This window comes from Vibrio sp. 1978 (assembly GCF_033344345.1).
The window spans coordinates 1-639 of sequence record NZ_JAWPOP010000603.1; the positions used below are offsets into that span (position 1 = coordinate 1).

A 639-nucleotide genomic window follows, 5' to 3' on the forward strand; every position below is an offset into this window, starting at 1 on the left:
CGGGACGGGAATCGCAGCCGCTTCATCAACTAGCAACAAATCACACTCAGGCAGCGAAGACAACAATTCGTCAGGCGCAATAAACTGAATATACCCATTGCCGACTTCCAAACGGTCTTTCTTCATCTGTTTGGCATCCGTAAGTAAACGCTGCGCGTGCTGATAGACTGGCTCAACAGCGTTAATAGAAGGCGCGGTAAGTAATATACGCAGCGGCTTGTGTTGCAACAACTGAGCACAAGCGATACCTAACGCGCTGCTTTTACCTCTACCGCGATCAGCCGTGAGCACTAAAGGACGCTTACGATGCCCACTCACCACTTTCTCGATTAATGAAACAGCGTGAGTCTGCTCTATGTATTCTGTATTTCTCTGCGCAATAGCAAGCTCAGAAACCTGAGGAACAAATTTCCCCTGCTCAAGCACTATCAGCTTTTGCCATTGGGTCTGCATCCATTGCTCAGCGAAGTGTTGTGGTTGAGCAGTATTTGTCACAACAAGTAGCATTCCACCGCCAACGAGAGAGCCAATTGCCGCCGTAAAGCTATTAGCATCGAACTCTTTTCGCGCGTCAAACAGCAGCACATCACATTCTCTTCCGAGTAGTCGATTTCCCTGCTTCATTCCAACACAAAAGGC

1 protein-coding gene is annotated in these 639 nt (G+C 48.5%); it reads right to left on the bottom strand.

The window, feature by feature from the left end; translation table 11 throughout:
- The coding region (locus R8N49_RS28075) for a tRNA(Met) cytidine acetyltransferase TmcA domain-containing protein (RefSeq protein WP_318190565.1) at positions 1-639 on the bottom strand (639 nt) is incomplete at both ends.